Origin of the sequence: Actinocorallia herbida, from assembly GCF_003751225.1 — a bacterium.
Lineage (GTDB): Bacteria > Actinomycetota > Actinomycetes > Streptosporangiales > Streptosporangiaceae > Actinocorallia > Actinocorallia herbida.
Genome location: NZ_RJKE01000001.1, coordinates 4,065,831 through 4,074,770, shown reverse-complemented (window position 1 = coordinate 4,074,770; position 8,940 = coordinate 4,065,831). Strand labels below are relative to the sequence as shown.

Annotated in this window: 8 protein-coding genes; 7 read left to right on the top strand and 1 reads right to left on the bottom strand. The window is 72.7% G+C overall.

What is annotated here, in order from left to right:
- Nucleotides 1-78 precede the first annotated feature (78 nt).
- From EDD29_RS18830 to EDD29_RS18800, 7 genes are all read left to right on the top strand, one after another.
- Nucleotides 79-450: a cupin domain-containing protein gene (locus tag EDD29_RS18830; protein ID WP_211359789.1), complete on the top strand. Its 372-nt coding sequence runs from the start codon at nt 79-81 to the stop codon at nt 448-450.
- A 109-nt stretch (nt 451-559) separates the two neighbouring features.
- Nucleotides 560-1,744, top strand: coding sequence for an N-methyl-L-tryptophan oxidase (gene solA, locus EDD29_RS18825; RefSeq protein ID WP_123665669.1), 1,185 nt, complete (start codon nt 560-562; stop codon nt 1,742-1,744).
- Nucleotides 1,741-3,108: an MmgE/PrpD family protein gene (locus EDD29_RS18820; protein WP_123665668.1), complete on the top strand. Its 1,368-nt coding sequence runs from the start codon at nt 1,741-1,743 to the stop codon at nt 3,106-3,108. Before solA ends, EDD29_RS18820 begins: the two co-directional genes overlap by 4 nt.
- Entirely contained in the window at nt 3,095-4,270 is a 1,176-nt protein-coding gene (locus tag EDD29_RS18815; protein WP_123665667.1) for an acyl-CoA dehydrogenase family protein, read from the top strand. Before EDD29_RS18820 ends, EDD29_RS18815 begins: the two co-directional genes overlap by 14 nt.
- A gap of 47 nt (nt 4,271-4,317) precedes the next feature.
- Nucleotides 4,318-4,812 (top strand): flavin reductase family protein, encoded by a 495-nt coding sequence (locus EDD29_RS18810; RefSeq protein WP_123665666.1) that lies wholly within the window; start codon nt 4,318-4,320, stop codon nt 4,810-4,812.
- Nucleotides 4,812-5,957, top strand: coding sequence for an FAD-dependent oxidoreductase (locus tag EDD29_RS18805; protein ID WP_123665665.1), 1,146 nt, complete (start codon nt 4,812-4,814; stop codon nt 5,955-5,957). The genes EDD29_RS18810 and EDD29_RS18805 overlap by 1 nt, the downstream gene beginning before the upstream one ends.
- Before the next feature lie 247 nt (nt 5,958-6,204).
- Complete coding sequence (locus tag EDD29_RS18800; protein WP_123665664.1) at nt 6,205-7,455, top strand: ammonium transporter; 1,251 nt, start codon at nt 6,205-6,207, stop codon at nt 7,453-7,455.
- Here the strand turns inward: EDD29_RS18800 and EDD29_RS18795 are convergent.
- Entirely contained in the window at nt 7,440-8,930 is a 1,491-nt protein-coding gene (locus EDD29_RS18795; protein ID WP_123665663.1) for a protein kinase domain-containing protein, read from the bottom strand. The genes EDD29_RS18800 and EDD29_RS18795 overlap by 16 nt on opposite strands.
- Between the last annotated feature and the right edge of the window lie 10 nt (nt 8,931-8,940).

The following is an 8,940-nucleotide window of genomic DNA, read 5'->3' as shown; positions in this document are numbered from 1 at the left end:
GGCTCCCCGCCCCATCCCGATCAGGAGCCCCCGCCCGAACCCGTTCCGATCCCTCTGCCGGATCCCGTCCCGGGAGCCGTGCCCGGACCCGTGTTGCGGCGGGGCGGGGCGCTCGGGGCCGGACGGGGCGGGCCGGCGAACCACGCGTTCATCCCGCCGTCGGCCGGAGGGTGGGCCGGGGTCGCGGTGACCGAGTGGGAGTTGCGCGGGGAGGTGTTCGCCGACGCCCACGCGCATGTGGAGCTGAACTACGTCCTCGAAGGGGAGCTCCACGTGACGTGCGACGGGGTGACCGTGCGCGGTGTGGTGGGCGACCTCATCGAGGTTCCGGCAGGGCGCGTCGGCACCTATGCGGCGCCGGGGTATGCCCGCATGCTCGCCGTTTACGGCCCCAACCCGGACGGTGTGCCGGGGCGTGTACTCGGTTTCGCGCCTTATCCGCACGACTGAGATCCAAGCCGCAGAAATCCCGTCTTGCGCAACGGGCTCACGCAGGTCAAAAATGAGTTGTCACTATGAAGAATCGAGTTGCAAATATGACAACAACTCGGGAGGTCAGATGAACCGCAGCTTCCGCACCGCGGTGGTCGGCTTGGGCGGGATCGGCTCAGCCGCGCTCTACTGGTCGGCCGTCACGGGCGAGGACGTCGTCGGCTTCGAGCAGTTCGAGCTCTTCCACTCGCGCGGCGCGTCCCAGGACCACTCGCGCATCATCCGGCTCGCCCAGCACGAGGAGCCTTACGCGTCCCTCGCCCCCGCCGCCTACGCGACCTGGGCGGACGTCGAGGAGGCGTCCGGGCAGCGCATCCTCACCAAGACGGGCGGCCTGGTCATCGAGGACGTCGAGGCCCGCACCGGCCTCGACACCGGCAGCCGCAACATCGGCGGCTACACCGAACTGTTCGACCGGCACGGCGTCGAATACGAGCTCTGGGACGCCGCGCGGGCCGCCGAGCGCTTCCCCCAGTTCCGCTTCAAGGGCACCGAGCGGATCCTCTGGCAGCGGGACTCGGCGATCGTCGACGCCGGCCGCGCCAACGCCGTCCACATCTCCCTCGCCCGCGCGCACGGCGCGGCGATCCTGGAGCGCACCCCCGTGCGCAGGCTGGTGCCGACCCCGGCCGGGATCGAGGTCGTCACCGACACCGAGACCTACCTCGTCGACCGCGTCATCACGGCCGCCGACGCCTGGACCAACCGGTTGCTCCCCGACGGCGCGCGCCCGTTCCCCCTGAAGGTCACCCAGGAGCAGGTGACGTACTACGCCACCCCCCACCTCAAGCGGTTCAGCCCGGAGAACTTCCCGGTCTTCATGTGGCACGGGGAGCACAACTTCTACGGCTTCCCCATCTACGGCGAGGTCGCGACCAAACTGGGCGAGCACCTCGGCGGGCACGAGGTGACGGCGGACTCCCGGACGTTCGAGCCCGACCCCGTCCGGCGGGAGCGGCAGCGGGAGTTCCTCGCCGCGCACGTACCGGACTTCCTCGGCCCCGAGCTGTACACCAAGACCTGCCTCTACACGATCCCGCCGGACCAGCACTTCATCCTCGGCCCGCTGGAGACCGACCCGCGCGTCACGGTCTTCGTCGGCGCCGGGCACGCGTTCAAGTTCGCGAGCCTGCTCGGCAGGATCCTCGCCGACGTGAGCGCGAGCGGGACGACCCCGCACCCGATCGGGGCGTTCGCCCTCGACCGCCCGGCGCTCACCGACCCCGGTTTCGCCGCGAGGTACCACCGATGACCCCGATCGACCGGACCCTCGCCTTCATCGGCGGCCTCACCTGGGAAGACGTCCCGGATTCCGTCCGCGAACGCGTCGCCTGGCTCTTCCTCGACGCCTCCGTCGCGGCCGAGCAGGCGCGCGGCCTCGAAGCCGCGCGCATAGCCGCCGACTTCGCTTCCGCCGCGTACGGCGGCTCCGCCTCGACCTGCCTGTACGACGGACGCAAGGTGTCGGCCCCCGGCGCCGCGTGGGCCAACGGCACCCTCATGAACGCGCTCGACTTCGACGACGGTCACCCGCTGGCCAAGGGCCACCCCGGGGCCGTCGTCATCCCGGCGGCCCTGGCGGTCGCCGAACACGTCGGCGCCGACCTCACCGAGCTCGTGACCGCGGTGGTCGTCGGCTACGAGGTCGGCGTCCGGGCCGCGGTCCAGCAGCACGACCGCTGGCCGCTGTTCCACTCCACCGGCACCTGGGGCACCGTCGCGGCCGCCGCGGCGGCGGCCCGCCTGCTCGGGCTCGACGCGGCGCGGACCGACAGCGCGCTCGGCCTCGCCGAGTACCACTCCCCGACCGACCTCATCATGCGGGCCGTCGCGGCGCCCTCCATGGCCAAGGACGCCATGGGCTGGGGCGCGCAGGCCGGCGTCGCGGCGGCGCTGCTGGCCGCCGAGGGCTTCACCGCGCACCGCTCAGAGTTCCTGGAGGGACGCGCGGAGGACGGCCTCGGCTCCCGCTGGGAGATCCTCGACGTCTACGTGAAGCCGTTCCCGTGCTGCCGCTGGGCGCACCCGGCGCTCGCCGCCGCGCGCTCGCTGCTGACCGGGCTCGGCGTCCCCGGTCTGCGGGCCGAGGACGTCGCGCGGATCGAGGTGCGCACCTTCGAGGCGGCCGCGGGCCTCTCGCGCGGGGTGCCCAGGACGTCGGAGGAGGCGCAGTTCAACCTTCCCTGGCCCATCGCCTGCATGCTCGCCACCGGGGGTTTCGGCCTCGCCGACGTCACGACGGGGCTCGGCGATCCCGACGTCGCGGCGCTGATGTCCCGCGTCGAGATCGTCGTCGACCCGGCGCTCACCGCGCGCTTCCCGCACGTCCGGCGCAGCGAGGTGACCGTCACCCTGACCGACGGCCGCACCGTCGCCTCCGGCGAGACGGCCGCCGCGGGCGACGCCGACGACCCCGGCTGGACCTCGGTCGTGCTGGCCAAACTGAGCGCCGCCGACCGGTTGCGCCTCGTCTCACGGGGACTCGACCCGGAACCGGGCTCCGCCGCACTCGGCGGACTCGGCCTCGCCGACCTCAGGTCGGCCCTCACCTACCCCCTCCGCGGCCCCGCCGCGCAGACCCCTGACGACAAGGAGACCCTCCATGCGCACGCCTGAGCAGACCAAGCGGATCGAAGCCCTCGACGGCCTGGCCGAGTCCTTCCGCGCCCGCGCCCCGCAGCTCGACCGGGACGCGGTGTTCCCCGAGGAGAACTTCCGCGACCTGCACGCCGCCGGGATCCTGGCGCTGACCCTGCCCGTCAAGTGGGGCGGCCAGGGCCTGTGGGGCGACGAAGGCTTCGTCGAGTACTACGAGGTCCTGGAGCACCTCGCGAGCATCGACGCCCCGACCGCCCAGCTCCTCCAGGTCCACCTGCACGCGATCGGCATGCTCGCGCACGCGGCGACCGAGGAGCAGGCGCGGAAGTACCTGATCCCGATCGTCGAGGCGGGCAGGCGCGTCGCGTCGGTCGGCAGCGAGTCGGTGCCCGGCAAGAAGGGCGCGGGCGCGTCGACCTCCGAGCTGACCCGCAACGCCGACGGCACCTGGTCGCTCACCTGCGAGAAGCACTTCGCCTCGCTCGGCCCGGGCGCCGATCACTTCATCATCTGGCTCGCCGTCCCCGGCACCGAGGACTACGACCACCGCAGCGTCGCCGTCCTGGTGGACCGGCACGCGCCCGAGGTCGAGATGATCGACAACTGGGACACCCTCGGCATGCGCGCCACGGTCAGCCAGGGCATCCGGATCACCGGCATGACCATCCCGGCCGACGCCGTCTTCGGCGAGCCCGGCTGGTGGGAGACCCACGACCCGCGCACCTTCACCCTCGGCTTCGCCTCCAACCACATCGGCTCCGCGCGCGGCGCGCTGAACTTCGCGACCGCGTGGGTGCGCGACCGGCCGAACCTCGCGGGCAGCGAGCTGATCCAGTTCCAGCTCGGCGAGATGTCGGCGGACCTGTTCGCCGCGCGCGAGGCGCTGTTCGCGGCGGCGCGGCTGTGGGAGGGCGACGACCCGGCCGCCGCCGAGTACGCCTCGGTGCAGGCGCTGACCGTGGCCAAGCGGATCTCCCTGGAGATCACCCAGCGCGCGCTCGACGTGTGCGGTGCCCGGTCGATGTTCAAGTCCTACGAGCTCGAGCGCATCTACCGCGACACCCGCACGTTCACCCTCCACTACCGGGTCGACAACTACACCCGGGAGCTGGGCGCCGCGATGATCGCCGACGGCTACGCCGTCAAGGGCAACGGCGGCATCACCGCGGTCGCGAACTGAAGGCCCGGCTCCCCGCACCGCACCCCTCGTCTGGACAAGGAGTTCCGTTGATCCCCATCGTCCCGGGCGCCGACGCGCCCCTGCTGCGCACCGCGTTCAGCTGCTTCCCCAGCGGGGTGACGGCGCTGTGCGCGATCGTCGATGGCGAGCCCGTCGGCATGGCGGCCAGCTCGTTCACCTCGGTCTCGCTCGATCCGCCGCTGGTCTCGGTGTGCGTGGCCAACGAGTCACGAACCTGGGAGCTGCTCCAGGACGCGCCGTGCCTCGGCGTCAGCGTCCTGGGCGCGGACCAGGGCCCCGCGTGCCGGGCCCTGGCGGCGCGGGGGGCCGACCGGTTCGCCGGACTCGACCTGTACGCCACCCCGAGCGGCGCGGTGCTGCTCCGGGGCGCGCCGGCCTGGCTGGAGTGCGCGGTCGAGGCCTGCCTTCCGGCCGGAGACCACCGGATCGTCCTGATGCGGGTGCGCGCCGTCGACGCCGAGCCGCACCGGGATCCGCTGGTGTTCCACGCCAGCGGGTTCCGTCAGCTGGCGGCGGCGTGATGGGCGGGCGGCGCGTCCTCGTCATCGGGGCCGGGCTCACCGGATCGGCGACGGCCTGGCAGCTCGCCCGGCGCGGGGTCCCGGTGACACTGCTGGAGCGGGACGTTCCGGCGAGCACGTCCGGGAGTTCGCACGGATCGTCGCGGATCTTCCGCTACGCCTATCCCGACCCGTTCTACGCGGACCTCGTGCGACGGGCCCGGGCCGATTGGGCCGATCTCGAGGAGGCCGCGGGGGTCCCGCTGCTCACGGTCCACGGGGCGGTGGACCACGGGTCGATGCGGGACGCCCCCCGGTTGTCGGAGCTGCTGACGTCGCTGGGCATCCGCAATGAGGTGCTTCCCCCCGAGGAGGCGCGGCGCCGGTGGCCGCACATGGCGTTCACCACGCCCGTCCTGTGGCACCCGGACGCGGGCGCTCTCGACGCGCGGACCGCGGCGGAGGCGATGACGCGCCTGGCGGCGAAGGCCGGGGCCGAGGTCCGGACGGGCACCGAGGCGGTCGCGGTCCGGCGGACGGGACCGGGGTTCTCGGTCGACGTCGCCTCGACGGGCTCCGGTCTCGCGGACACCGCCGGGGAGACCCTGCACGCCACGGACGTGGTGGTGGCCGCGGGCGGGTTCCTCCCCGACCTGCTGGCGCGGCTTCCCCTCCCGGACGCCTTCCGGGCGGGCCTTCCGTCGTTCGAGGTCCGCAAGGAGCAGGTCTTCCACTTCCGCTGGCGCGACCCCCGGGCCGACTGGCCGACCTTCATCCACAAGGAGCCTGGGATGCAGACGTACGGCCTGCCCGGTGGCCGCGACGCGGGCTTCGCCGGGCAGAAGGTCGCCGAGTTCAGCGGCGGGCCCGTCCTGTCCTCCGCCGCCGACCCGGACCGCACCATCGACCCTTCGAACCGCGCCCGGGTCACCGCCTACGTCCAGGAATTCCTCCCCGGCCTCCACCCCGAACCCTACGCCGAAGCCGCCTGCCTCTTCACCAGCACCCCCACCGAGGACTTCGTCATCGACACCGCCGACCACCTCACCCTCCTCGCCGCCTGCTCCGGCCACGCCGCCAAATTCGCCCCACTCCTCGGCCGCCTCACCGCCGACCACGTCCTCGGCATCGACCCCACCCCACCCCGCTTCCGACCCGGCGCCTGACCCGCCCCCGAGCACCGCTTCGTGCCGTCGGCCACCGTCCCGGCGGCACGAAGCGGACCAGCACCCCGCAATTGCAGAAAGGGACACAAGGGCACCCGGCAGAACAATCCCCGGCGTTACCGGAATGCCCCGTGAAGAATGGCCAGCGTCGGCCGTTTCCCCGGCAAGATCATTGGCCCTCGCATAGGGAAAAATTCCCCTGACGAGCGACACGGGTGCGAGCGAATGAAAGCGACGGGCGCTGACGATGACGCTTGACGGGTTCGATACCGGTGCCACGGCCTGGGTCCTCGCCAGTAGCGCGCTGGTGCTGCTCATGACCCCGGGCGTCGCGTTCCTCTACGGCGGAATGGTCAGGTCGAAGAACGTCCTGTCCACGATGATGATGAGCTTCATCGCGATGGCCGTCGTCGGCGTCTGCTGGATCGCCCTCGGGTACTCACTGGCCTTCGGCGACGCCAATCCGTTCTTCGGCGGCCTGGACTTCGCGGGCCTCTCCGACATGGGCGCGCCGGTGCCCGGATTCGAGGGGGACTCCGCCCTCGCCATTCCCCCGATCGTCTTCGTCGGCTTCCAGATGATGTTCGCCGTCATCACCGGCGCCCTGCTCACCGGTTCGGCCGCGGAACGCTGGCGCTTCGGCTCCTGCGTCGTCTTCCTCGCCGTATGGTCACTCCTCGTCTACGCCCCGATCGCCCACTGGGTGTTCTCACCCCACGGCTGGGCGGCGAGCATGGGCTCGCTCGATTTCGCCGGCGGCACGGTCGTGCACTGCAACGCCGGGGCATGCGGGCTCGCGCTGGCGTTCGTCCTCGGCAAGCGCGAGCCGAGGGACGCCGACATCGACGGGCACAACAAGCCCTTCGTCATGATGGGCGCCGCGCTCCTCTGGTTCGGCTGGTTCGGCTTCAACGCCGGGTCCGCCCTGAACGCCAACGAACTGGCGGGCTACGCGTTCGTCAACACGAACGCCGCGGCCTGCGCCGCGATGCTCTCCTGGCTGGCGATGGAGCGCTTCGTCATCGAAGGCCGCCGCGCCACGTCCGTCGGCGCGGCCTCCGGGGCGATCGCGGGGCTCGTCGCCATCACGCCCTGCGCGGGCTTCGTCGGCCCGCGGAGCGCGCTGGCCGTCGGGCTCCTCGCGGGCGGGCTCTGCGCCCTGGCCGTCCATGTGATCGGCGGCTTCGTCGACGACGCCGCGGACGTGGCCGGCATCCACCTGATAGGCGGCGTCGTCGGCGCGCTGTCCGTCGGGCTGTTCGCCGACAGGTCCATCAACCCCGCGGGCAGGGACGGTCTCTTCTTCGGGGGCGGGATCGACCTGCTCATCGACCAGGCCGTCGTCGTGGCCGCGGTCACCGCGTTCGCGTTCGCGGCGACCCTGGGCATCGCGGCACTCCAGGAGTTCCTCTCCCGGGGCGCCAGGGTCACCGACGACCAGGAGACACCTGGCCTGGACTGGTCCATCCACGGTGAGAAGCCCTACGACTTCGACTGATCCTCGTGCAGATGCCGCCGCACCGGCGCCCGCGCCGAGCCGTCCAACCCGGTGAGCAGACGGTCGCGGAGCCCCTCATCCAGGTCGCGCAGCAGCCGGGCCGCGTGCTCCGGGGGAAGGAATCCGAGGACCCGTCCCGATCTCGCCTCGCGCATGGCCTTCACCAGACCGAGCGCGGCGGCGTGCGGCAGCGCCTGGAGCACCGCCGCCGCGGCCCTCGGGTCGACTCTGGCCAGGATGCGCGCCGCGTCGCCCACCGGGACGAGGGCGGCGACGACCCGGCCCGCGGCCGGCGCGTCCATGTGGTCGAGGATGCGGGCCGCGGGCACCACCGCCAGCATCTGGAGGGCGCGCGCCGCCTCGACCGGGCCCGCCGACATCGCGGTGAGGAGCGACGCGGCCTCCTCCGGCGCGGTGACGGACAGCACCTCCGCGACGACGGGCCTGGGCAGGGCCAGCAGCACCATGCCCGTCTTCGCCGGATCCGTGCGCAGCAGCGCGTCCCGCAGTCTGCTCGGCGGCAGCACCGCGAGGTCGGCGGCCTCGCGGGCCGCGGAACCCTCCGGTCCTGCCTTCGCCGACCCGCGTGGCGGGCCGGAACCCGGCGGCACGCGTTCCTGCCTCCGCAGCCGGCGGGTGGCGGATCTCCCGGGTCGCTCCATGCTCTGGGCGATGGTGTCGCGCAGGGCGTTGCGGAACGCCGACGCCGGCGGACGGCTCTCCGGATCCTTGTGGAGGAACGCGGCGAGGCAGCCGGCCAGCGGCCCCGCCCGGACGGCCTCCGGCGCCGGCTCGTTCATGACCGCCCAGATCGTCGAGCCGAACCCCTGGTCTCCCTTGCGGAACGGCGAGTACCCCTCGATGGCGTGGAACAGGGTGACCGCGAGCGACCACAGGTCAGAGGCCGGTCCCGCCCGTCCGTCGGCGAAGCGCTCGGGCGCCATGTACTCCGGGGTGCCCATGATGGTGTTGGTGGCGGTCAGCGACGAGGCCCCCGCCATCCAGGCGAGCCCGAAATCGACGAGGACGGCGGGCTCCCTCTCGACGATGATGTTCGCGGGCTTGACGTCGCGGTGCATGATCTTCGCCGCGTGCGCGGCCTCCAGCCCGCCGAGGACGTCGAGCCCTATGCGCGCCGCCTGGGCCCGGTCGACCGGGCCGTCGGCGATCGGTTCGGCGAGTGGCCGGCCCGCGAGGTACTCCATGACGATCCAGGGGTCGTCGCGCTCCCAGAACACGTCGTGGATCTTGACGACCGCGGGGTGGTCGAGCGCGGCGAGCGCGTTGGCCTCACGCGCCGCCCGCCGCCTCCGCTCGTCCACGGCGTCGGCGGGTCCGTACTCGCGCAGCGCCTTGAGCGCGACTTCACGGCCGAAGCGCAGGTCGCGGGCGAGCCAGACGCTCCCCATGCCCCCCGTGCCCAGCGGACGGAGCATCTGGTAGCGGCCGTTGAGCGTCCGGCCCGGGGCGCTCACTCGGGCCGTG